Consider the following 26,565-nt stretch of genomic DNA (forward strand, 5'->3'; position numbering starts at 1 on the left):
ACAACGAGGCGACTCGTTCATCGAACAAGTCGCCCAAGCCATGGTGCGGCAAAATCGCGCTGCTTAAATCGACGCTAAACACGTACGCGCTAACCCATCCTACAAAAGCTTTGAATATTTAGGGCGCTTTACTTACAACCTCACGGTTGTTTCTGCCCTGACCCTAACCGAAGCTCGAAGTCGCCAAACTAAGCCCTACATCTAGAGTCTCACGAGCCGAATCGAATCGAAAAAACTCTATCGGTGCCATCTTTTGACCATGATAAAAACGATCAGTCACTATCAGTAAACAGCGCTAAACAGTCCCATCATCAATTCACTCAATATGGCCGACTTTTAATCTGCTAATAATCTTTGACTGCCTGTTTTCATCGTGGCGGCATTACCGAGTCGCAAAAAAACGCTAGAAATGTTTAAATTCCCTCATCCCTGAAACATTCATGGTCAGAGCAAATTCGAACAATCACTTTTTGCAAAAAAACGCTACGTCATGAAATAGCCCACGCAGCCTTCTGTTACGGTCTGTTAAAACTTTCCGGGAATTGTTTCTGGCTGAACTACACTTGTGACCCCTCTCAATCTATTTAAGACAAAAATGCGCCGTTGACTGCCTAATAAAAATTAGACAGTTATCCTTTTTTTCTGAATACGCACTTTCCAAAAAAGGATTTGTAACAAAAGGCGGCAAGTGGTGAGTGTTTTAAATAACATCGTGGGTATCCTCACGGGTGTTGATGGTATTTATGAGTTTTGGATGAATGGTGCCGTTGATGCAGTCAGGGTTGATGTTGATGGTGGTTTGCGAATTCCCCTTTGTGCGAGGGCTGTGGTGATCGTCGCTAAATGGGAGGGCGAGATTCTGGCCGACGCTGAATGTTTAAGCTGATGTAAGGGCAAGATGGGTTGGGAGAACGTGCTGAGTGCTTTTTCGGACGTGTTGAGCGATGTTGTCCCTAAAAGTTTCCTCGTTGTTGGCCAATAGGTGAGAGTCATCTTGGTGTTGATTTGTCGCCGCAACTCTTGGGTCAAGTTGGCTTTAAAACATCAGTGTGGGGCAGTCGCTAGAGAAAATCTCTGTCGCAAAAGCAGTGTGTGGGTGTGATTTTTGGTGTGATCTTTGCAGAAACCTCTTATACACTTTGGTCAGCATGATGCCTGAAATCAGTGAGTAGGTGTTTGACTAAAAAGAGTGGATTCGGTGTGCAGGTTGTAGATTTTTTTGGGATGCGAATCATGGCGAATAAAACGAAGTCTATTGTTTTTGTTGATGCAAGTATTGAGGCTCCTTTGCAGCTAGCTGCTGGGATTGCTCTTGATGCTGAAACCTTGATTTTGCCTCCCGATGTCGATGGTGTGGCCTACATCACCGCTACCCTACAGGCTCACCCGACTGCGACCGAAGTCTTTGTGGTGGCGCACGGTGCGCCAGGGCGACTCTCGCTCGGCAATGCTGAGCTGAGCTTGTCAACGCTGCCTCAGTATCGCGATCGCCTCCAACAATGGACAGCTCAAACTGCCATTCAGGATATCCACTTTTACGGCTGCCGAGTCGCTGCGGGCGATGCCGGAGCCGAGTTTTTGGCCGCCATCCACACCCTGACCCACGCCAATATTGCTGCTTCTACCCACGTGCTCGGCCACGCCGCTCGCGGCGGCGACTGGACCCTTGATGCCTTTTGGGGCGAAGTCGAGCGGCGCCAACTCCTCACCGCTGCTGCCGCTGCCGCCTATCCCGGCACCTTAGCTGCGAACAACGATATTCAGAATGCGATCGCCCTCACTCCAGGGACGCCTGATGTGATCGGCAACGCGCTAGCCAATAATCAAGTCGGTGAGCCGATTCACGATGCCACCCCAGGGGCGACCACCTTCTCCAACGACTCCGTCTGGTGGACTTGGACCTCCAACGTCGATGGCCTGGTGAACATCAATACGGCTGGGAGCTCTATCGGCACTGTGCTAGCGGTCTATAGCAGCCCGATCGCCGCCACCGATCCAACCTTTACCTTCGGCAGTCTGACCCCCATTGCCAATGATCTGAGCGCCTCTAGTAGCGACACCACTAGCGTCAGCTTTGAAGCGCAAAATGGGGTGATTTACTACTTTGCAGTTGATGGCACAGGCTTTCAACAGACGGCCAACGATACCACTGGCATCACGATTCAGCTCGATGTGCCACCGCAGATTGCCCCGGCGCAGCTGTTTACCGTTCCCGAAGACAATAGTGCTGCCCCCAGCGATGGCACCGACAACCAGGTGAACTTGGTTGACCCTGCCGTGACGGTGGATACGTGGGCGATCACCAGCGGTAATCTTGACAATGACGGCGATGGCAATCTGGTGTTTGCGATCGATAGTGCGACTGGGGCCATCACCGTTAATGATGCCGATGACCTCGACTTTGAAGCCTTTCCGCAAAACTATGAGCTGACTATTTCGGCGACTAATGGCGCTGACACCGATACCGAATCGGTGTTTGTGCAGGTGACTGATATCAATGAGGCGCCCACTATTACCAGCCTGAGTGTGCCAGCAGGCACTGTAAATGAGGGGCAACTCTTTACTCTGACAGGGCAAGTTGATGACCCTGATATCAGCGACACCTCAACCGTGCTCATCGAATGGGGCGATGGCACCACTAGTACAGTGGCGGCTGATGGCACTGGTGCGTTTTCGGCCTCTCATGCCTATGCCGACGATACTGCCTTTACTGCAGGCTTCATTAAGGCCACGGTTACTGATTCCGGCAGCCTGACGGATTCAGCGACTCTTGATATCTCAGTGGAGAATGTGGCTCCCACGGTCACACCATCTATTGGCCAAACCTTTTCATTGGCGGAAGACGGCACGAAGAGTTTCTTTCTCACCGCTACCGATCCGGCTGGGGCGTTAGATCCCTTTACGTGGAGTTTCACTACACCCCCCTTATCAGCAGGAGGAAACCTCGTCATCAACCCGGGTGGGGACGAGGCAACACAGTTCTTTACCTATACGCCGCGCGCCAACTTTAACGGCACCGAAACGTTTGCCATCAAGGTTGACGATGGTGATGGCGGCACCAGTACGATTAACTTCACTGCCAACGTCACGCCAGTTGCAGATGCGCCGACCAGTTTCAAGTTGGCCACTTCGGCGGCCACCATTGATGAAGGCGACTCCATCATCCTCAGTGGTAGTTTTGTCGATCCTGACGTCGGGGACACCTTTACTGTCACCATCAACTGGAATGATGGCACCGCCCCAACCACCTTGAATTCGTCGGATTTAACCTTCAAAGCGGCGACGAATACCTATTCCTTTAATACGGGCCATGTGTTCAATACCAATGGCACCGTTGCGATCTCGGCCACCGTGGTTGATAGCTTTGGCAAAGTCGCGAACGCCACCAAGTCCATCATTATTGAAAACACGCCGCCTGAAGTGAGTCCGATCAGCAGCTTCCTCACGATTGACGAAGACGCTACAGGCACTATTACCCTTTCCGCTGCAGATATTAGCTCTGAGAGCTTTACCTGGGAAATTGATACTGCTCCGACTCAGGGCACCGCTAGCTTTGTGACCAGCGGCACGGGTGACACGCAAACCTTGTCGTATACGCCTAACCCTGATTATTTTGGGGGCGACAACTTTATTGTGAAGGTCACCGATGAAGACGGCGGCATCTCGTTTGCCAGCATCGGTGTCAACGTTAACCCGGTCAATGATGCGCCGATTAATCTGACGGTCACGCCCGATGTCAGCAGCATTAATGAAGGCGACACCGTCACGCTGAGCGGTAGCTTTGATGATATTGATAACTCCACTGAGGTCGATCTCGATGACGTCCACTCCATCACGGTGGACTGGGGTGATGGCACAGTCGAAACCTTCAATGACACGGATGTCACCATCTTTACGAATACGGATCAGACGACGGTTTCCTTTGCCGGGCTGACTCATACCTATCTGGATGAGGGCGATGGGACCTATGATGTCACGGTTACGGTGACCGATAAGGCCGGAGCCACAGACGACTTTACTACCGAGATTCAGGTGGCAAATGTCAGCCCGACGCTGGTTGATCCGGCTGCATCACCGACTAACCTGGGGCCGGTCACCGAAGATAAATCGTTTAATTTCACCGTCAAAGCGAGCGATGTCGGCACTCAAGATACGCTGACCTGGCAAATTGTGTCTGGCCCGAGCAACGGAACACTGACACTCGGCACAAGCCCGAGTAATGGAGTCCGAAATCTCACTTATACGCCTGATGCCAACTATGACGGAGATGGTGACGGCGCGACTTTTAACGACGATACCTTTACGTTACAGGTCTCTGATGGCGATGGCGGCTTTGAAGACTTGGTCTACAACGTCGGGATTACGCCGGTTGCCGATCGCCCTGACATTACCGTCAACAGCTTCACCGTGGTGGAAGATCAGGTGCTGCAAGTCACGGGCGATGTGCTGAATGCGATCGATGATGACACCTTGCCTGCCAATCTCAACTTCACGATTACAGGCACTGACTCAGGCAGCTTCTTCTACAACGACGGCACCACGGTCAGCGCAAAAGATAACTTCACGCTGGACGATGTTTTCCAGGGCAAAGTCACCTTCCTGTATGAGAACGCCAACAATACTGGTGCGCCAAACTTTACCATTACGGTCTCTGACGACACCACGCCTACCCCACTGACCGATATTGTGGCGGGCAACATTGTCAATTTCACGGCTGTCAATGACGCCCCAGAACTGGTCCTCGATGAGAGTACTGATGACCCGGCGACTGTTGATGTTGTTGAGATCGACAACTTTGTGGTTGATGAAGGCGGGCAGCTAAAGATTTCGAATGCCCTCATTAGCGCCACTGACGAAGAATCTGGCCCGGCTAATCTGACCTTTACGCTCACCAATATTGAAGGTGGCGATTTCATTGTCAACGGTCAGGTCAAGACGAGCTTTACCCTGGCACAAGTGAATGCCGGAGCTGTATCCTTCCGCCATGATGGGACTGAAATTGCCCCTCTTGCAACCATTAGCGTGACCGACGGTAATGGGCTATCGTCACTGCCACAAACCATTCAAGGCATTATTGATCCGGCTGGATTCGTAAATGATCCGCCCACGATTTTGGTCAACAATTTTAACGTGGTGGAAGGGGAAGAACTGCTCATTACCACCAGTGTGTTGGATGCGATCGATGTCGATGCGGCTACTCCTGCGCCTGACATCCAATTCACGATTTCCGGCCCTAATGCTACCAGCTTTATCTTTCCAGGAGATACTGACCCGGATAATGACGCTAGCACGGTCACCTTCAATCGCTCCGATATTGTGGCGGGTGAGGTCACCTTCCTCTACAACGGCGAAACGGCCCCCGTCTTTAGCATCACGGCGAATGATCAAGACCCGAATGTCACTCCCGCTGAAACCACTGTGGCGGGGAATGTCACCTTTACTGAAGTCAACGACACGCCAGTCTTTTTAGAGCCAGTTAATCCTGCGGTGACGCCAGTCGTCTTTGAGCCGAGCGATGGCATTTTGCCTGACTTTACGGTGAAAGAAGGCGGCAATGTCGCGATCAATCGACTGATCATTCGAGCGACCGATGGCGACTTTGACGATCGCAACCTCCAATTCACTGTCTCGAATGTGCAGGGGGGCGAATTCCGCTTGGTAGGCAGCTCCAATGCAGTTACCACGTTTACCCAAAACGACATCAACTTGGGCCGGGTGCTCTTTGTTAACGATGGCACCGTAACTGATCCGAGCTATGACATCAGCGTCACCGATGGCGTCAACACCGCTACGGCCATCGGCGGTGGCACTGTTACGGCAGTCAACGATGCGCCCGAAATCACGGTCAATAACTTTACCGTTGTGGAAGATCAGGTGCTCTTAGTCGATGGCAGCGTGTTAAATGCGACTGACGAAGATAACCCTGACCCGAATGACCTCACCTTTACGATTACGGGTAGGGATGCTGCCAGCTTTATTTTTGCTGGGGATACTGATGCCACCGACGGCATTAGCTTCAAGCTTTCAGATGTCTTCCAAGGCAACGTCACCTTCTTGTATGAAAACGCCGATAATCTCGGCGCGCCCAGCTTCAGTATTAAAGTTGCGGATTTACAGCCGCTGGCAGATACGGCAGCAGGCAACATTGTTAATTTCACTGCGGTCAATGACGCCCCGATTTTAGATGGCACTCCGCTAGATGATACGGATTCAGATGATCTGACTCCCATCACCGTCGATGAAGGCGGACAAGTTACCGTTAATAGCGTCAACATTGGGGCGCGGGATGAAGAATCAGGGGCCGCTAACCTGACCTTTAACCTGACGAATATTGAAGGCGGCGACTTCATTGTTAGCGGTCAAGTCAAGACCAGCTTTACCCAGGCACAGGTCAACGCTGGGGCAGTGTTCTTCCAGCATGACGGCACCGAAGTGCCACCGGCTTACACGGTGACCGTGACCGATGGCGGAGGTCTATCGTCTCCGCCACAAACCATTCAAGGCATCCTTGACCCGACAGGACTCGTCAACGACCCGCCCACGATTTTGAAGAATAACTTTGTGGTGACGGAAGGGGAAGAACTGCTGGTTACGACGAAGGTGTTGGATGCGATCGATGTCGATGCTACGGTTCCTGGCACCGATATTGAGTTCACCATTACGGGTGCCGATGCCAGCAGCTTTATCTTTGCGGGCGATACTGATGCGACAGACGGGATTACTTTCAAGCGCTCCGATATCGTAGCGGGTGATGTCACCTTCCTCTATGACGGTGAAACTGCCCCTGTCTTTAGCATCACGGCCAATGACCTTGACCCAGATGCCGCGGGTGGCGCGAAGGTCACGGTAGCGGGCAATGTGACCTTTACCGAGGTCAACGATACGCCCATCTTCCAAGAGCCGGACGGTGCGGGTGGCTTTGTCACCATTACCGACGGTACCTTGCCAGACATTACGGTGAATGAAGACGGTAATGTCTCAATCACGCGGCAAATTATCAAAGCGACCGATGGCGACTTTGACGATCGCAACCTCCAATTCACCGTCTCCAATGTGCAGGGTGGCGACTTCTTCATCATTGGCAACGCTAATCCAGTCACCACCTTCACCCAAAACGACATTAACTTGGGCCGCGTCTTCTTTGAAAACGACGGCACCGAAACTGCCCCGAGCTACGACATCAGCGTCACCGATGGCGTCAATACGGCGACGGCTACAGGCGGCGGTACTGTCAATGGCGTCAACGATGCGCCCGAGATCACCACCAACGTCTTCAACATTACCGAAGGCGTTGAGCTGGTCATTACCCCCGACGTGCTCAATATCACTGATGTAGATAGTCTCGACAGCGAAATCGAGATCACGGTTGCGGGCAACACCGGCAACCCGGTCGCGGGAATCGATACTGATGGCGAGATTAACGCAGCTTTTGCTGTCAATGGCACCCCTGCAACGACCTTCACCCTCGAAGACATCATCAATGGCGACGTCACTTTCAAATACGAAGGTGAAATTGAGCCGTCCTTTAGCATCACAGTCACAGATAATCGGGCTGGCGTGAATCCAACGCCCATTCCGTTAGCTCCGGTTGATGCCAACATCACCTTTACCCCGGTCAATGATGCTCCAGAGCTGACGCTCGACCCAGCAACGAACATTCCGATCACTGAAGATGCATCCCTGGCCATTACGGACACTTTCTTCAAGGTCGTTGATGCTGAGGTGAAAGCTGGACTGCAACCGCTAACCGATCTGGTTTACACCGTTGATGCCACCACCAACGGCACTTTCCAGCTCGACGGCGTTAACGCCACCACCTTTACCCAAGCGGATGTCGAGAATGGCGATGTTACCTTCTTGCACAGTGGCGAAACCGCCCCTAGCTTTACGGTCACCCTCAATGACAACGGTGCCCCCATTGATGAAGAGGTCACCGTAACTGTTGCGCCGGAAGACTTTAACTTCACGGCAGTGAACGACGTGCCCGAACTGGTCAACAAAAACCTGACTGTCACCGAAGGCAGCACGGTGACTCTGACAACGGCCAACTTAAGCGCGATCGATGTTGAAACCAAAGCGCTGGATCTTGAATTCACAGTCTCCAACGTGGTCAACGGTAGCTTCAATAAGACGACCTTCACGCTGCTAGACATCATTCAAGAAACGGTCACCTTTACCCACGACGACACGGGCGAAACCCCCACCGACAATAAAGCACCTAGTTTCGATGTCACCGTGACCGATATCGGAGCCGACGCCGGTGCGGCCTTAGCCGACAAAACGTCTCCGGTATCCACGATTAACGTCACCCTGATTCCGGTCAATGATGCTCCTGTGCTGATTCCCGATGGTGATCTGCCCGGTAACCTGGGCAATGACCCCTTTGCCATTACCGAGGGGGCGCTGCTCGTCCTTGATGCGACCAACGTAGCGGTGAATGCGGCCATTTTTGCCAGCGACACCGACACCTTGCCCGAAGATTTAGACTTCACGGCAACCAATGTTGTGGGCGGGTTCTTTGCTTTGGCGACTGATACCAGTACCCCAATCACCACCTTTACTCAAGCTGATATCGACAATCGACTGGTCGCGTTTAAGCACAACGGCACCGAAACCCAGCCCAGTTTTACGCTCGAAGTCACTGACGGCACTAGCACCGATCTACAAAACTACGTTGCGACCCTTGTCCCCGTTAACGATCCACCGGCAATTACGACGAATACCCTGACCATCAGTGAAGATGAGCAGGTGCTCCTGACCATCAGTGACCTCAAAGTCGTTGATCCAGAAAGTGGCCCTGCCAACCTCAAATACTCCATTACGAACCTGGCCAATGGCTCTTTCTTTATTGACGATGGCTCCGGTGCCTTCGCGACTGAAATTGCGACCAATACGGTGGATGCCTTTAGCCAACAGCAGGTGATTGACGGACTGGTCGCCTTTAAGCAAGGCGGCAGTAACGACGCTCCCACCTATACGCTGACGGCAAAAGACAATGGCACGCCTCAGGGAGTTTCTGTCGCCAGTGATGCGGATATTAACTTCACGCCGATCAACGACGCCCCTGAGTTGGCAGCCGGCACAACGGAAGGACTATTCGCGATTTCACAGGGCCAAAAAGTCACCATTGATGGAGCGACTCAGCTCAGCTTTGTGGATGAAGAAACCTTTGATGGCACCACTGGTGACCCGGCACTGCTGACCTACACCATTGATGCTGTTAGCAAAGGCACCTTCTTCTTGAGTGGTGCGGCGTTAGGCGTCAACGATACCTTTACGCAGCAAGACCTCAACCTGGGAAGCGTGGCCTTCCAGCATGACAACAGCGAGTTCGCGCCCAGCTACACCGTTACGGTGAGCGACAATGGCGTTCCCGCACCCGTCCAGTCCACTTCCTTAGAAGTGGTCTTTAAGGACGTCACTGATGGCGGCACCTTTACCAATCTACCGAATGCTCCGGAGTTGCTGATCAATGCCCTCACCATCGACGAAGGGCAAACGGTCGAGTTCACCACCAGCAATCTCAGTGCCGAAGACTTAGATTCGCCCAATCTCGACCTGGAATTCTTCATCACAGACGAGACCAATGGCACGTTCACCGTTGATAACTCAACTGCTGTTAATGGGGACTTCACTCTGCGCGATGTGGTGGAGGGGCGAGTCAGCTTTGAACATGACGGCTCGAACGATGCGCCGACTTACAAAGTCGAGGTCAAAGATGCTGGAGGCACGGGACTGACTTCCGGCGTGGAAGCTGCCGATATCACGTTCAATCGTGAGAACGACAATCCCACGTTGATCAGCCCCGATGGGCCGATTCCGGCGACTGATCTAGAAACGGCCAATGACTTGGCACAGTTTACGTTCACTGTCGAGGAAGATGGCATTTTCGGCCTCACCCTGGATCAAATTAATGCGGCGGATGAACTGGGTGAAACCGCACAAGAAAATTTGACGTTCGAAGTTGCTGAGGTGAAAGGTGGCTTCTTTGCCCTGTCAACCAGCTCGGATACCCCGATCGCTGATAACAAGTTCACCTGGGTGCAGGTTGAAAATGGCGACATCGTCTTCAACCACGATGGCTCTAACGTGGTTCCAAGCTATGAGCTGACCGTTTTTGACGACGAGGGCGGCAGCACGACCGCTACTTACGAGGGCACCTTGACCGCCATCAATGATGTGCCCGTGCTCAAGGCGGCCCAGCTCAGCCTCACCGAAATCGACGACGGCACTGGTACGCCCATCACGGCAGCCAACCTGCTGTTTGAAGACGAAGAGACGGCCCCTGCGAATCTCAACTACGAGATCATCAGCGTTGGTCCCGATGGGGCGACCGATGCGGAAGATGCATTCTTTACCAGAAACGGTACGCGGCTCAATGTTGGGGAGTCGTTTAGCCAAGCCGACGTCAACAATGGGCTAATCGCCTTTGTGCAGGCTGAGGTAGACAACAATGCCGCGCCGACCTTTAAGTTACAGCTCAAAGACCAGGTGGTGCCTGGTGATGTCACTTCCACGGTCAACGCTATTGATATCGAGACCGGAGTCAACTTTACGCTCAACTTCACGCCAGTCAACGATGCGCCGACACCTGATCCATTTGTGATTAGTTTCCCGACGGTGGTCGAGGGTGGCACCATCAATGTCGTGAGTGGAGTTGCAGATCCGCTGGCGGATCCGCCTGAGGTGCAGATCTTTGTCGAAGACGAAGAAACGACGAATCCGGTAGAGCTGGTTTACACCGTCGATAGCATTGCCAATGCGAACTTCCAGGTGAGTGGCAGCAATGCGACGACCTTTACCCAAGATGACATCAACAACAATCGGGTCACCTTTGTTCACGATGGCAGTGAGTTAGAACCGACCTTTACGCTGTCGGTGCAAGACAATAATGGCGGTACCGGGGCCAATACGCTCACTCAATCCGTCACTCCTATGTTCCAGTTGGCTAACGAAGCGCCAGAGCTCACGAAGAATACGCTGAGCCCGATTGAGGGACAGGAGATCACCCTGACCACTGACAATATCTTTGCGAGCGATCGCGAAGACCTGGTCACACAACTCAAATTTGAGATTTCTGATGTGGTGGGCGGCACCTTCTTCCTGAATGGTGTAGCGCTAGACGTTGTCGATGGTGGCGATGGCTTTGGCCAATTTTCCATTGCGCAGTTAGCTGCAGGTGAGCTCACCTTCAAAGATGACGGTAACGAAGATGCGCCCAGCTACAAGGTCAACGTGATTGATAGTGAGGGCTTGGCACTGGCGGCACCCGAAGCGGCCACCATTGACCTGTCCCAGTTCCCGGTGAATGATGCGCCTGAGATTAAAGTCGTTAACTTCCCCATTGTGGAAGGGACGCTGTTAGAACTCGATCTTGATCTCCTCGATACGGCCAACGCCAACCTGTTTACCGCGGATCCGGACAATACCGATGCGGAGCTGACCTACACCGTCAGTAACCTCACAGGTGGCCAGTTCTTGCTCTTTAACTTGACCACTGCGGCGCTAGATCCGACCAGCACATTCACCCAAAAAGACGTGATCGACGGCTTGGTCAACTTCCAGCCGGACAAAAATAGTGAGGTGGCCCCGAGCTTTACGCTGACGGTCAGTGACGGCATTGATGGCACTGACTCGGTCAACGTTTCTGTTGCGAGTGGCAATATCACCTTTATTCCGGTCAACGATCCGCCGGTAGCGGTTGCGAATAGCTTCACTACCGATGAGGATACGAAGCTGACTGGGCTGAATGTGACCGCGAATGACACTGACGACAGCGGCACCACCCTGCAGGTCACTGAGATCAACGGTCAAACGGGGACGGTCACTACCACCAAAGGGGCTACCGTTGAAATTGTTGGTAACCTGATTAACTACGATCCAACGACATCTACAACTTTCCAAGCGTTGGCAGTCGGGCAATCCGGCACAGACACCTTTACCTACACGATCAATGACAATGACCCTGACTTAACTGATGGCAAAACAGCTATTGGTACGGTGACGATCGCGATCGAGGGGGTAAATGACTTGCCTACTCTGGATACGGCGAGCTTGACTGCGGCAGCGACTGAGGGCAGCCCGCTTAACCTCAACCTTCTGACGGCGGCGGGAGCGAAGGATGTCGATTTTGGCGATGTGCTTACCATTAGTGACGCCAGCGATGGCACCTTCGGTACGGTCACGTTCACCAATGACATCCTGACGTATACCCCAACGGGGAATCTCTTAGGGGGCGAAGTTAAAGAGGATACGGTCACCTACACAATCAGTGACGGCAACGGCGGCACCGTCGATGGCGAGCTGAAAATCACCCTGACAGGCGTCAACGACCCACCTGTTGCCGTCGCCAACAGTGGCTCTGGCTTCCGCACAGTTGAGTCAGCGGCCTTTAGAACCGGTAATGTGCTAACCAATGACTTTGACCCTGAGGGCCAAGCCATCACCTTAAAGAGTGTTGACACGACTGGGTTGCGAGGCTTACTCGTCAACCGGGGCGATGGCACCTTTACCTATGATCCCAACGGGGTGTTTGATGCGCTACCAGTGGGCAAAACTCGCAATGATGTCTTTAGTTACACCATTGAAGATGCTCAGGGGGCAACTGATAGCGCTACCGTCAGCATTCGGATTACCGGGCAGCTCAGTTCCTTCCTCGATTATGAGAAGCAACTGAAACTCCAAAACCTGAATGCCGTGGCACCGGGGAATACCTTCGGCGTGTTTCCCCTGGCCCAGCTCTACGACGAGCGATACTATCTCAATCAAAACCCACAAGTTGCGGCTGTTGTCGGCCCAGGTTTACCCTTTAGTTCTGGCTTCCAGCACTTTGTACAGTTTGGCTTGAGTGAAGGGCGCAACCCCAGTGTGCTCTACAACGAGTCGTTCTATCTGGCGAACAATGCGCAAGTGCGTCAGGCGGTCAACAATGGTATTTTCAGAAGTGGTTTGGAGCATTTCCTCCAGTTTGGTCACCGCGAAGGCCGAGACCCCAGCGCCTTCTTTGACCAGAGTGATTACTTGCTTAACAACCCCGATGTAGATAGGGCCGTAGATAGTGGGGCGATTCAGAGTGCCTTCCAGCATTACGTCATTGCTGGGGTGGATGAAAATCGCTTGCCCGCGTTGTCACTCTTTGATGCCCAGTACTATTTGGATACGAATCCTCAATTAGTACAGGCGGGCGTTACCCGAGCAGGAGCATTTGACCACTTCCAACAATTTGGTCAGTTTGAAGGGCGACGAGGTAGTGCGGCTTATCGTGAATCGAGCTACCTGTCATTTAACACAGACGTTGCTAACGCCATCAACTCTGGAGCCCTGCCCAATGGCTTCCAGCATTTTGAAGCGGCGGGCCGCTTTGAAGGACGGTTTGTCTTGCCCGTTTAAGGGGGTAGGGGCTTAACGTCAAAACGACTCCACGACCCAGACTCGTCTTTTAATAATTGGCGGGGCTGGGTCATTCTTATTCAGCCATGTTGGTGGTGAGGAAATGTTCTTTTATGGGTAAGCGATCGCCCCACCATCACAACTCTGACTTCCTTTTCTGAATACTAAACTTGATTTTTGTAGATAAATCATTATCATGATTACGGTCGATCCTGTTCAGTTCTTGGTAAAGATCTAGGACGATCTTTAGAGACGTATCGGCAATAGCGACTCATCGCTTTGACCTGATGCCAAAGTGCAAGCAATCGATGACGTCTTTTGTTGATTTTGCAGTCTTAAATAAAATGACTTTTGACCAATTTAGGTTGAGCTAAGGTTGCGAAACGGCGTGACTTCTTGTGACGACGTGAGTTCACTCGTTGATGTCTGATCAAGCAAATTTGCTTTAGCTGAAGCTATGCGAATACTTGCTTGAGTACTTGTCACGCTAATACCATTACGAACGCTATGGCAGCCCGTAATGCCGATTGTAATGATGGAAGCCTTATTTTTCCGAAGGCCCTGGTAGCCTGAATGACTTTAGGGAAAGCCTGGCAGAGCTTATATCTATAGACTTTGTCACGTTTCTCTACAGTGCCAAATTTGATGAATGGCCTATTTTTAGGGCTACTTCGACTGTGTTAATTATTGCAGGATGCTGCACTCAACTCTACGAACTCTGTCAGTCTCAAGAAAGATAGTTACGAAAATGATCTGCCTTAGGTGGGAACCGATATTTGGTTTGGCCTGATATTTAGAGACGACTTCAAATTCTGCGATCGCTGAAAAACTACTATTGCTGAGTTGTTGCGCTCCATAAAATTTATGTGCTCAAAGCCGCTCACTTTTTAAAAGTTGAGCTAGAGTTTATGTGGCTTTTTACACACAAGTAATTTGAGTCTACTGTTGGGTGTTTGTTAGGTGATCTAATTTTTGAGTGAATTTTTATGAGCGTTGATTGTGTGCGAATAGTCACCTAAAAGGCTGCGATCGAAATCGAGTTAAATCTTCCACTGCATTGAAATTCAAGAGTGAATCCCATGGCTATACCCATCATCCAGAACAATATTCTCAGCATTGAAGAAGGGAATACCCGCACACTATCGCTGAACAACTTGAATGCCACTGCAGGGGACGCGGCACTGGATGAAATTCTCATCACAGTTGAGCCGACGTCTGAGGGCTCATTGGCGGGGACCTTTTTGCTGGATGGCCTGCCCACACTGAGTTTCACCCTTGATGATGTGGATATGGGGCTAGTGGAATTTGAGCATGACGGCTCGAACTTTGCCCCCAGCTACAACATCATCGCGAGTAATGACGGTGATGTGTCTGCCCCAGATCTCGCGCAGGTATTGTTCGACGCGGTGAACGATTCTCCCGATGTTGAGGCCAATGCGCTGACGATCGCCGAAGGCGGCACCGTCGTGTTCAACCTTGGGGATACCGTCAACCTCCTAGTGACTGATGAGGAGGGAGAATCAACAGCCGCCGAGCTTACCTACGATATTCAGTCGGTCACCAACGGTAAATTTCAGAAGTTAGAAGATGGCGTATTCGTTGACTTAGGGGTGGGTGACGATGCGTTTACCCAAGCCGATGTTGATAACGAGCTGATTCGATTTGTCCATGATGGCAGCGAGCTCGCGCCCACCTATCGCCTGCGCGTGGTGGATAGCGGTTTGCCGGGTGAGGGCTTTGATAAGTTGCCCATTGGCCAGTCGATCCGGGGCAATATTACGTTTGAGCCGGTCAATGACGCGCCGACTCTGACGACGAATACGTTGACGTTATCAGAAGGCGATACCGTCACCATCACAGCGGCTAATTTGGCGGCCACTGATGTGGAAGAGGATGACGCGACCCTCACCTTCACAATTACCGCGATCGCGGGCGGACGATTTGAGCTGCTCGACGCTCCTGGTGGCAGTGTCGTAGACGTGTTGGCGGCCCCCGGGCAAGCCCCGGTGGGCTTTACGCAACAGCAGGTGAGCGACGGACTGGTGCAGTTTGTTAACGATCCGGCGACCGATACGGCTCCCAGCTACTCCGTGCAGGTCAGCGACTCTGGCCGAGTGTCGGCAACGGCTGCTCCGAATCCTGATCTTGTGCAAACCGACAGCGGCGCGATCAGTCAGGGTGACGGTATTACCTTTGCCCCGGTCAACGACGTGCCCATCGTCAAGTTTCCCAATGTGGATTCAGCGCTGATCGATTTGGCTGAACAGACCCAGGTCACGCTGTCCAACAACGATTTGAGTGTTGAGGACGAAGAGTCGACTGCGGCCAACCTGGTTTACACCGTGACGGATCTAACGGAGTCACCGAACGAAGCAGCTGGTGAATTTCTCCTGGAAGATGTTGACACTGGAGAATCCAGCCCGACGCTAACGTTTACTCAGGCCGACATTGATGCAGGCTTGGTGTCCTTTAACTACTTTGGTGATAAACAAGCTCCCAGCTTTGAACTCACTGTGACCGATGAAGGCGGCGAGTCTGTCGTAATTGCTGGTGGTGAGATTTTCAACTTCTTGCCGAACAATGATGTGCCCCAGATTGCGGATGATCTAAGTCCTCTGGCTCTGCCGGAAGGGGAGATGGTGCTCATCACTGCGGCTAATCTATCGGTTACTGACGAAGAATCGACAGCGGCAGAGTTGACGTATACCGTCACCATCAATAATTTGGACCCCGACCAGCCCGATAGTTTCATCATCGATGGCGTAGTGGAACTCGGCCCCGAAGTCACGTTTACACAGAAGCAGATAGATGACGGACTGGTGATATTGGTGCATGGGGGCTCGAATTTTGAGCCCGATTTGACCATTAGCGTGACCGATACGGCAGTCGGGGGCGATGCGAATACGATTCCCGTGTCGTTGAATATCGCCTTTGAACCGCTGAACGATCTACCTGTTTTGGAGCCCCTGGCGTTGTCCCTCACTGAGGGAGGCACTGTGCCCATCACGGATGCAGTACTGTCCGTCAGTGACGAAGAATCGGGGGCTGCCGACATCACTTACACCGTCGATGCGGTGACTGGCGGACAGTTTTTGCGCTTGTCGACGGAGCCCGGTGGCGAGCCGACAGTGGCGACCACCTTTACCCAAGCCGACATTGACGCTGGGGATGTCATCGTCTTTGAGCATGATGGCTCGAACGATGCGCCGACCTTTAGCCTGGCGGTGAGTGATGGCGAAGATGCGATCGCGATCACCGACGCCGATGGGCAGATCAACTTTACCGCCACCAACGATGCTCCAGTCCTGACGAATAATACGTTGACGGTGCCCGAGGGTAACCCCGACAATCTGGTGGGCATCACCCTGACCGCCGACAATTTGTTGACTGAAGACGAGGAAAGCGCTCCTGAAGGCTTGACGTATACCGTCACGATCGCCGATAACGACGCCGAAAATCCTGACTTCTTTCAGGTGGATGGCGTCAGAGAGATTGGGCCAGAAGTCACCTTTACCCAAGCGCAGGTCAACGACGGGCTCGTCCAGTTTGTCCATGGCGGCTCCAACAGCATCGCAACGCTAACCGTCAGCGTGACGGATACCTTCCCCGAGGGAGAGCCGATTACGACGCCCCCCGTGCCCTTGAACGTCGATTTTCAAGCGGAAAACGACTTGCCCGTCGTGGTCAACAATCGCCTGGCGATTAATGAGTCGGGTTTGGTGATTTTCGGTCCCAATAATTTAAAAGTCACGGATGAAGAGACCACGGCGGCAGCGGATCTGGTATACACCATTGAGGCTGTGACCAACGGTGACTTTGAACTGCGGGATCTGGATTTGGGCACGGCCACGAAACTGACCGTCGGGCAAACCTTTACCCAAGCGGATATCGATGGTGGACTGATTCAGTTCAAGCATGACGGCGAAGAAGCGGCTCCCACCTACGAACTCAGCCTGGTCGATACGCCGCTAGAGCCGGGCGGCCCGGTGAATGAGGTCGCGATCGCGAGCAAGATTACCTTCGAAAATATCAACGATGACCCCACCTTGACCGCGAACGCGATCGAAATCGATGAGGGTGGTTCCGTCATTCTCACGCCGGATAATCTGGCGGCCAGCGACCCTGACAACCTGGCCAGCGAACTCCGATTTAATATCACCAACGTCCAAGGCGGTACCTTTACCTTTGATGGCCAACCGTTGGTCGAAGGGGCCAATTTCACCTCGCAGGATCTGCTGCTCAAAGAGCTGAAGTTTACGGACAATGGCGACGAAACTAAGCCCGCTTACACGGTGACTGTGCTCGACCCTGAGGGCGGCGTAACCACTGGCGATGCTGCGGTCACCTTTAACCCCGTCAACGATCCCCCTGAAATCACCGTCAATACCTTCACAATCGCCGAGGGCGGCATCTTAACGCTGAATGACAAAGACACACCAGGCGTGGTGAATCTGGCAGCGACGGATGATGAAACGGCGGCGGCGGCGTTGGTCTTTACGCTGAGCAATGTGCAGGGCGGTTCGTTCGTAGACTTTAATGCGCAACCGATCACCGAGTTTACGCAAAGCGTCTTGAACCAAGGGGAAATCACCTTTGTGCAAGATGGCAGCAGCCCCGTCCCCAGCTTTGACATTACCGTCAAAGATGCCGCCGGCGAAACGGTCACCGTCGCCGCTAACGTTGACTTTATCCCCGTTAATGATGCGCCCGAGGTGCAGGTGAGCACCTTTGCGGTCACTGAGGGCGAGACCGTCACTCTGAGTTCAGAAACCCTGCTCACGTTGGATGACGAAGGCGAGAGCGGCCCCGAAGATTTGACCTATAAAATCACGATTGCCGATAACGACGCCGAACAGCCCGACGGCTTCGAAGTCGATGGTGTGTTGCAAACGGGGCCCGAAGTCACGTTTACCCAGGCTCAAGTCAACGACGGACTGGTGAAGTTTGTCCACGGTGGCTCCAACACGATTGCCGACATCAGTGCCACCGTGACCGACGCCTTCCCCGCAGAATTTGGCGAGCCGATTACGATTCCGGTAACGCTGGAAATTGGCTTTACCGCCACGAACGATCCCCTCGTGGTGGAAAAGAACAGTTTGACCATTAACGAAGGGCAAACGGTGACGCTGACCGAAAATAATCTGCGCACCACCGACGAAGAAACCGCGCCGGAAGATATCCTCTACACCGTCGTTGCCACGACCAATGGTTCCTTCCAGCGGCGCAATCTCGATCCTGACGACACGGCGACGACGATTCCGGTCGATGGCACCTTTAGCCAGGCCGAGATTACCGCAGGCTTGATTCAGTTCAAGCAGGACGGCGCAGAAGCGGCTCCCACGTTCTCGCTCAAGGTGGAAGACACGCCCCTGGCCCCCGGTGACGAGACCAACAGCATCACCTTTGATGGGGTGATTGCGGCCTTTGAGAATGTGAACGATGCCCCGACGTTGACCGCCAATGCCCTGACCGTGACTGAGGGGGGCGAGGTCACCGTCACCCCGGCGAATCTGGCGGCAACGGACCCCGACAACTCACAAAGTCAACTGCGCTTTTCAATTGGGGCAGTCACTGGTGGCGAGTTCTTCTTGGATGGGGCGCTACTGGCCCCAGAGCAAAAATTCACTGCGGCCGCGATCGCCTTTGGTGAACTGACCTTTAAAGATGATGGTGACGAGATTGCCCCCACGTATACCGTCACGGTGACCGATCAACAAGTTGATGGCACCACCGTCGCTCCGGCTGCGGTCACCTTCAACAAGGTCAATGATGACCCCGACATCACAATCAATACCTTCACCATTACAGAAGGTAAGCGGCTCACCCTTAACAATCCTGATACGCCTGAGGTCATCAATCTGGCCGCCACCGACCCCGAAACACTAGCGCCCAATCTGCTGTTCCGAGTCAGCAATGTGGTGGGGGGCCAGTTCTTTGATTTCGCCGCTCAGCCGATCACCGAGTTTACGCAGGCGTTGCTCAACGCGGGCGAAGTCAGCTTTAAGCATAATGGGTCGGAAACTTCGCCAACCTTTGACATCACGGTCGTCGATGCGGATGGCGGCACCTTTACTGAGGCGGGCAACGTCGTCAGCTTTGTGCCCATCAACGACCCGCCGGTGATTGGCAAGGCCCAACTGACGGTGACCGAAGGGGCGACCATCACGCTGACCGGCGACAATATCGCGGTTGACGACCCTGATACCCCGTCTGAAAACTTGATCATCACCGTTTCGGGATTGTCGGGCGGCTCATTCAACTTAGTAGTGGATGGTGTCGTCACTGAAAATGTCACCAGCTTTACCGAAGCTCAAGTGATCGCGGGTCAGGTGCAGTTTGTGGATGATGGCGACCAAGTCCAGCCCAGCTTTAGCGTCAGCGCGAGCGATGGTGAGTTTACCAGCGTGGCCGTGCCCATCACGATTGTGGAGTTCCTCAACATCAATGATGCGCCGACGGCGGTGCCCGATCCGAGGCCAGGTAATGGTGCGGCCTTCACGACGGATGAAGATACGGCCTTTGTCACGGGCGATGTCTTGGCGAATGACACGGATGTCGATCCGGGGGATCAGGACAATCTCTTTATCTCAGCGATCGCGGGCCAAGCTGTGGCGACTGGCGATATTACGCTGGCCTCTGGAGCGATCGTGTCCCTAGCCGATGGTGGCACGATTAACTACAACCCCAATGGCGCGTTCCAGTTAGCCCTCGGTGAAACCGACACCGACAGTTTTAGCTACACCGTCAGTGATCCCAATGGCGGCAGCAACACCACAACGGTGACCGTCACGATTACTGGGGTGAATGATGCCCCGATCGCCAAGGATGATCCGATCCCAGAAGATGAGGACGATCTGGCGTTATTTACGGCTCCTGACAACGCCCCCTTTACGACTCGCCCGTTGACCGACAATGATGAAGACGAAGATGGCGATACCCTCAAGGTCACCAAACTGAATAATCTGGCTGCCGTGGTGGGGATACCGGTGACCCTCGACGACACCGATACGACGACCGCCACTTTGAACGCTGATGGCAGCATCACCTACACGCCACCTGAAATTTTCCGGATGTTGGCAGTGGGAGAGACTGCCACCGATAGTTTTACTTACACCATTGCAGACCCAAGCGGGGTCGAAAGCACGGCCACGGTCACGATGTTGATCAATGGCGTCAATGAAGCGCCGACTATCACGAGTGAGTTGGTGACCTTTGACACCACCGAAGGCAACGCGATCGATCTAAATCTCCTTACCAAGGCTGGGATTACAGACATTGACCTCAATGACAATCCCAACCTGACGATTAGCAGTGTGAGTGACGCAAGTTTTGGCACGATCACCAATAATGGCAGCACCCTGACCTATACCCCTGGGCAAAGCCTCATCGGGGGGCAGGTCGCAACCGAAACGCTCACTTACACCGTTAGTGATGGCAATGGTGGCGAGGTTGATGGCACCGTCAACATCAACATCACGGGGATTAACGATCTCCCGATCGCCCTCAACGATAGCGGCGCGGGCTTTAGAACCGATGAAGCCACGGCCTTCACCACGGCGAACGTCTTGGGGAATGATTTTGATCCGGAATTCAAGGCGGATCCGAGCTTAGGGCAACTCGAAATCATCAATGTTGATACGTCGAACACGCGGGGCTTAATCGTCAATCGCGGCAACGGGACCTTTAGCTACGATCCCAATGGGGCCTTTAACTTGTTGCCAGTGGGGCGCAGTGCCACCGACCAATTCACCTACACCGTGCAGGATGAACAGGGCGCGACGGCGACGGCGACGGTCAGCATTACCATACGCGGTCTGCTCAGCACCTTTATTGACTACGAGCAACAGCTCCAGCTCGATAACCCAGCGGCAGTGGCCCCAGGAGAGTTCATTGATAGCTTGCCCTTGGCCCAGCTCTTTGACGAGTCTTTCTATCTCAGTCAAAACCCTGATGTGGCCTCTTTGGTGGGTTCGAGGTTTACCTCGGGCTATCAGCACTTTGTGCAGTTTGGCATTAACGAAGGACGCAATCCCAGTGTGCTGTTCAACGAATCGTTCTATCTGGCGCGTCATGGAGACGTACGCAATGCGGTGGCGACTGGGGCGCTCAGCAGCGGTCTGTCCCATTTCCTGACCCGTGGTCACCGAGAAGGGCGCGACCCCAGCGCGTTTTTTGACCAAAGTGACTATTTGTTGAACAATCCCGATGTGTCGCTAGCCGTCGCTCAAGGTCGATTGACGAGTGCCTTCCAGCACTACATTTTGACCGGGGTTGATGAAGGGCGCGTACCGAGTCTCGCCCTGTTTAATGAGCAGTTCTATCTCCGAAATAGCCCAGATGTGGCAGCTGCAGGCACGGATCCTTATGAGCACTTCATCGACTTTGGTCAGTTCGAGGGCCGACGACCGAGTGCGTTGTATAACGAGGACAGCTATCTGGCCCTCAACCCAGATGTGGCTGCCGCTGTGAATGCGACACCAGGCTTCACGGGCTTCCAGCACTATCAAGAAATCGGCCGCTTTGAGGGGCGGCGCGTGTTTGCTTAGGAATGAGGATCAAATCACCCCAATGGTTGTAAAAGCAGGCAGCTTGTCTGCTTTGGGATAGCCGTAGTGGCTGTTTAGCGTTAGTTCGGAATAGCTGGTCCCCTCCGATGGAGGGGTGCCCGGAGGGCGGGGTGGGTCAGATATCGGTCATGACTTGACTAACCCACCCCAACGCCCCTCCCCAGAGGGGATTCAATCCCGGCGGAGAGCTTCACGCTAAACACTTACTAGCTGTATCGGCTATCCCGATCGCTGCTCGTTCTCTAGCGAAGGACTGCTGCTGAGAAAACCCGATCGCTTTTTTTAGATATCGCTCTCGAGAGCGATCAGTCTCTTTGGCTCGCGTGCTGGTAAAACTGGGCGCGGGTCATATTTGATATAGGCGTGGGACGAGTTTTCTCAACCGTGACCTTTTGGGAACCCACAAAATCGCTCTAAAATATTGACAAAATCGTTTCTTTTTCCGAAATCGTTGTTATCATCATTGGCGCTTCTACCTATTCGTTCACGATAAATTTGATGACGCCAGGTTTAAGTGTGCGATGTTTAGGGGTGCTTTAAGCAAGTGCACCCTCGTCTCTGGCTCTACAACAGTTCCAACAGCATGGTTAACGCTACTGTCAATTCATCGGCTGATAGTCTGTCCACCAAGGTGTTGGCGGCTGCTGGGCAGTTTCGGGCGATCGCCCTCTGGCTCAATGAGCCGCTCATTCCCGAAGGCATTTATGCCCAGGTGAGCCAAGACAAACGGCCTGGTTGCATTCAAATCACGCTTGAGTTTGAGCGCACCCCCCTGCAAAAACCGCTGACTCAATATGTTTGTCACCTCATCTGGCAGCTCAATTCACCCCTGATTGAAGGCATTCATCTAACCGCGCGACCGATTGGTGGGCGCAAGCTGCTTTGGCAGCAGCGCATTCGGGTCATGACACCGGCGTTGAGAGAGCGTCTGAAGCGTGAACAAGGCGCGGGAGCAACTTCCGCGATGATTCCCCCGACTTTAGTGCAGCGGACCGCTTCTACTCCCAATATTCCAGGCTTTGGCTGGCCGGTACTGGCTGACCAAATTAAGACGATGCGTGCCTTTATGCTGACGGGGTCAGCCGTCGCCGCGTTCGTTTTTGGCTGCATGGTCGAAGTCGTGATGTCGGGTCGGACCGAGCCGTCGCTGCCCTTCCAAACTCGGGCGGAGACGGAGGCGGGCGATCGCCTCCTGCCTGCTGGTCGCGAGGCCCGCAACAAAGGGGCCGAACCGCAGCTGCCCACCTTTACCCCTAACGGTACCCATACGGTGCTGGCTGACCATGCTGCCCCTGATCAGGCGACCAGCCATGCCACCACCGTCGCGACGTCGGTGGCCTATAAAGTTGAGCCCGAGCGCGATCGCCCCAATGTCGTCAATGCCGCCTTGGAACCCGTGGGCGTGCTGAAGCATGATCGCCTAGAGCTGCCTCAAGATCCCACCATTACGCTGCTGTTTGGCGGCGATGTCGATTTAGACGGCTTGCCCTATGACCAGCTGGCCTATGAAGGTCAATTATTGGCGGGCTTGCCCAACTATCGCCAGGCGGACATTGCCATGGTCAATCTACAAGATCCCCTGGCGAGTTCAGCCACTTCGCTCGAAGAAGAATGGTTAGAACGGCAGCGTCCCGATGCCATTAATCTGCTCAAAGAGGGCGGCGTTGATTTGGTTAACCTGACAGGCAAACAAGCGCTTGCCTTTGGGGAGCAAGGATTAGCCGAAACCCTCGATACTCTTGATCGCAACGGTGTCTTTCGTGTCGGTGCCGGACGCGGCCAGCGAGAAGCCCGTCGCCCCGAAATTGTGGACGTCAAGGGACAGCGGATCGCTTATCTGAGCTACGACCGTGACTTTACTTTGGCGGCTGATGAAACCCTCGGCGGCGTTAATGCCGTCACCATGAAAGAAATCGTGGCGGATATTCAGGCCATTCGAGATGAGGTGGACTGGTTGGTGGTGAGCTATCGCTGGTCAACGGAGCCACCCGCGACCCCCGCCGAATCCCAAACGAACTTGGCTAGATTAGCCATTGATCAGGGCGCTGATTTGGTTGTCGGTCAACATCCCCACCAGTTGCAAGGTGCGGAACTGTATAAAGGTCGCCCCATTGCCTATTCCCTCGGCGATTTTGTCTACACCCAGGCCACCGAAAACCCCACAGCGGAAACCGCCGTGTTGCAAGTGGCGATTCGCGCGGGACAAATGAAAGTCGATTTGATTCCCGTCAAGGTGGAAAATGGGCAGCCGCAAAAAGTGAGTGGCGCTGAGGGCGATCGCATCCTGCAAAAAATTTACGCCGCTTCCCAAGAATTTCGAGAGCCCATGCCACCGTCAGTCGTGCTGGACGTGCGGCCCACTGGCGCGGGTGCGGCACCTGTGACGCCCGATGGCGATGGCTTCACGGTTGATGAACCCCTCGAAACGACCCCTCAGTTCGCCCCCGAGCCCGAGCCCACGGGTGAAGCAGAGGTCGCGCCACCGGACGCCTTCGATGAGACGGCCCCCGTCGAGCCTGCCCCCACCTTCGAGGCGGAAGACGAGCTGGACATCGAAATTGAAGAATTTTCCGACGACTTGCTGCAAGAGTGGGGACCCAAAGATAGTCCCAACACAATTTACGAGCCGGAGTCTCGCCTGCCCAGTGAATTCAAACAACCGGTCGAAAAGCCTCAGCCGTCCACTCCGACCGATATTGACAAGCTAGAGCTGCAGGAAGTCGAAATTTCGAACCCTGCCCCTGACGATAAACCGGCAGCCCAGCCCAAGTCGTTGGAATCGCCTCCCGCGATCGCGCCTGCCGCTCCTCCGCCTGCCCCAAAAGATGCCATCGGTCCCTATAGCGAGCCCTTAGTTGGCCCCATGAGTTCTTTGCCGGAGATTACCCCCGAGATGAAACTAATGCAGCATAAGCCGATGGACACCGATGTCAATGCGGGGCTGCCCCAAACCCGCGTTTATGAGCCCCTGAGTCATGACGATGAGCCAGGCGATACGGTGAACATCGACGCTATACAAATGGACGAGATCGCCCAATCGGATCCCTCCTCTTCTCTGTAAGTGCCACTGGAAAACTGCCGTGTCTGATGCAGGCGTGCGGCGCTTATGCAATGTAGTTTCAATAGTGTGCGCTCAGCCTGCGCCCCTTTTTGCTGGCTGAGCTGCATGGTATCCAAACTGTCGCTAAAGATTCAGAATCTTACCGCGCAAATCTTTGGGCGCTTCTAAGCCGTAGCGGTGCAGCAGGGTCGGCACAATGTCGTACAGCTGAGCACCTTCCAGAACCTGTCCATGTTGGGGCGATCGCGGATCATGGAAAATCATCAACCCAAAGGGTGCATGATTCGCATCGTCTGGCCCCGTGTCGTTTTCCACGGTATAAAGGTCGCCCGTGCCGACACTACCGACCGATCGCCACGCCAAATCATCAAAATACACAATCAGATCAGGCGCTCGACCCCGCACTTTTTGGTAAATCTCTTGGGGCCGAAATACCTTGACATTCAAGGGGTCGCCGGTCGGAGTCGTCAGTTGGGATAGTTTAGCGGTGAGTTCTTCCCGTAGCGGCTCGTAATCAGTCATGGCAACGGTGCCCTCGGGTTCGCGCCCCTTGACATTGAGAAAAATGCGGGCATAGTAGCCACCGGCGCCCCAGACCTTAGTCTGGCTCCAGTCCACCGACACTTCATTTAAGGGCACGGGCTCAGGGGGGAACTCGTTAAGGGTGAGATAGCCGTTTTTGATCAACCATTCGTTAATGCAAATCCCGCCCATCAAAGGTTGCGCGCCATGGTCTGAGACCACTAGCACCGCAGTATCGTCGTCACAGACCCGCAGCAATTCCCCAATGCGCTGATCAACGTGGACGTAATAGTCATGGATTGCGTTGGCAAAGGGAGAGTCCGGTTCATATTGCGGATGGCGCGGATCCATCGGTTTCCAAAAGGCGTGGTGAATGCGATCGACCCCCATATCCACCAGCATGAGGAAGTCGGGTTGGTCTTGGGCAATCAACTTTTCCGCCAGGGTAAAGCGTTGGTCGCACAGCTTAAACAGATTGTCTAAAATGCGCGCTTTGTCATCCGAGCGAAAGTTGGGCACATCCATCATGAAATCGGGCATCCAATTGCGGATTTGGTCGCCGAGTTCGGGCGGGTGGGTAAAGGGCACCTCGGTGCTGGGGGTCAAAAAGCAGGAGACGAGGCTACCATTCACCGGATAGGGCGGTGAGGTGCCGGGCACGCCCAAGGCGGCCACTTGCCAGCCGGCGTCACCGAGCCAGTCCCACAAGCGAGGAAACTTTACTGCACTACCGTCGGAAATGCCCATGCTGTGGTAACCGCGATCGCGCCGATTGCGAAACCCATAAATCCCCAGCTCGCCTGGATCCCGCCCCGTCATCATGCAGCTCCAGGCGGGCACGGTAATCGCGGGAATGCTGCTTTCAAAGCGACCATAGCTGCCCTGAGCCATCAATCGCTGCAGGTTGGGCAAATCCTCCCGCCAGCGATCGAACACCAGCGAGGGTTCCATACAGTCCAGTCCGATGATGATGAGGCGGGGCGTTGGCATTAGCTTGGTTACCTTGTGAAGCTGTGCCTATTCTAG

General features: G+C 53.8%; 5 protein-coding genes. 4 read left to right on the forward strand and 1 reads right to left on the reverse strand.

The features are described from left to right. Window positions 1-712 precede the first annotated feature (712 nt). The 4 genes from DYY88_RS14005 to DYY88_RS14020 all read left to right on the forward strand — a co-directional run bounded on the left by DYY88_RS14005 (window position 713) and on the right by DYY88_RS14020 (window position 25,017). Window positions 713-886, forward strand: a complete 174-nt coding sequence (locus DYY88_RS14005) for a hypothetical protein (RefSeq protein WP_207223344.1) — start codon at window positions 713-715, stop codon at window positions 884-886. 347 nt (window positions 887-1,233) lie between these two features. Then, the gene (locus tag DYY88_RS14010; protein WP_160299544.1) at window positions 1,234-13,389 is read left to right on the forward strand and encodes a cadherin-like domain-containing protein; all 12,156 of its coding nucleotides are present in this window, start codon (window positions 1,234-1,236) and stop codon (window positions 13,387-13,389) included. Window positions 13,390-14,468: 1,079 nt separating this feature from the next. After that, window positions 14,469-21,935, forward strand: coding sequence for a cadherin-like domain-containing protein (locus DYY88_RS14015; protein WP_039726775.1), 7,467 nt, complete (start codon window positions 14,469-14,471; stop codon window positions 21,933-21,935). A gap of 604 nt (window positions 21,936-22,539) precedes the next feature. Continuing rightward, complete coding sequence (locus tag DYY88_RS14020; RefSeq protein ID WP_052288398.1) at window positions 22,540-25,017, forward strand: CapA family protein; 2,478 nt, start codon at window positions 22,540-22,542, stop codon at window positions 25,015-25,017. A gap of 123 nt (window positions 25,018-25,140) precedes the next feature. On the opposite strand, the gene DYY88_RS14025 is transcribed toward DYY88_RS14020, so the two are convergent. Further along, on the reverse strand, window positions 25,141-26,529 hold the full coding sequence (locus tag DYY88_RS14025; protein WP_039726777.1) for an alkaline phosphatase family protein: 1,389 nt from the start codon (window positions 26,527-26,529) through the stop codon (window positions 25,141-25,143). Window positions 26,530-26,565: the final 36 nt, after the last annotated feature.

Source organism: Leptolyngbya iicbica LK (assembly GCF_004212215.1).
In the GTDB taxonomy this organism is placed as follows: Bacteria; Cyanobacteriota; Cyanobacteriia; order Phormidesmidales; family Phormidesmidaceae; genus Halomicronema; species Halomicronema iicbica.

Excerpts from the sequence above, each read along its gene's own strand:
- DYY88_RS14010 (WP_160299544.1), top strand. The coding sequence starts at position 1,234 with ATGGCGAATAAAACGAAGTCTATTGTTTTTGTTGATGCAAGTATTGAG.
- DYY88_RS14015 (WP_039726775.1), top strand. The coding sequence starts at position 14,469 with ATGGCTATACCCATCATCCAGAACAATATTCTCAGCATTGAAGAAGGG.
- DYY88_RS14020 (WP_052288398.1), top strand. The coding sequence starts at position 22,540 with ATGGTTAACGCTACTGTCAATTCATCGGCTGATAGTCTGTCCACCAAG.
- DYY88_RS14025 (WP_039726777.1), bottom strand. The coding sequence starts at position 26,529 with ATGCCAACGCCCCGCCTCATCATCATCGGACTGGACTGTATGGAACCC.